Consider the following 689-nt stretch of genomic DNA (forward strand, 5'->3'; position numbering starts at 1 on the left):
TAGGTTGAAGGCCAGCTTTGTCTTGATTTTGGAAAGGTCTTTTGGTACTGGCACATAGGCCATTTTGGTACACCTCCTTTATTGCTTCGGGCCAGCATGGCCCGAGGTTATCTTGCGGCCTCTTTGGCCGGGGCTGTGCTGCGGGCAGCTTCGGCGGCCTCTCGTCCGCTCTGCCTTGCCCGCCAGTATTCGGGGTGATACTGCCGGATGGACTGATTGAGTTTTTCTTCAAACTGTCCTTTGTCCTTAATGCGGTCAGGGATTTTCCACAGCTTTTTGTCCAGCAGCTCCCGGAGCACTACGCTTTCCTGTGCGTCCTCCTCATAGCAAATATAGCCCTTGTCCTTGAAGCCGCATTTTTTGGCCGCTGGGGAGAGAACGGCGGCTACCTCGTTTGCCACCATCGTTCCGCCGTGGCTGGCGGTAGATACCAGAAACACCCCCGGACAGAGGGTTTCACAATTCTGCACCTCGCCCCACGGGGAGCTTTTCGGCGCATGGAACATTCCGCCCGTCCGGCTCCGGTCTGCCTGCATGAGTGCTGCCTTTTCTAAGATGGCTTTCAGTTCCGGGGAAAAATAGGCATATTCCCGAAGGACACGGGCGGCGTCCCCGCCGCAGGCGTTCATCAACAGGGTATAGGCGTCGCTGTCCGCTTTGGTACAGCGGCCCAGCAGTTTTCCGTCGTA

Annotated in this window: 1 protein-coding gene and 1 pseudogene; both read right to left on the reverse strand. The window is 56.9% G+C overall.

Annotated elements, in window-relative coordinates:
• Window positions 1-63, reverse strand: a pseudogene (locus tag GPK90_RS19260) (PrgI family protein); the annotation flags it as partial.
• A gap of 44 nt (window positions 64-107) precedes the next feature.
• Window positions 108-689 (reverse strand): DUF7007 domain-containing protein (locus GPK90_RS17910; RefSeq protein WP_252197590.1); only part of this gene is annotated, 582 nt, incomplete at its 5' end.

The organism is Clostridium sp. MCC344 (assembly GCF_018785365.1).
Taxonomy (GTDB): Bacteria; Bacillota; Clostridia; order Lachnospirales; family Lachnospiraceae; genus Pilosibacter.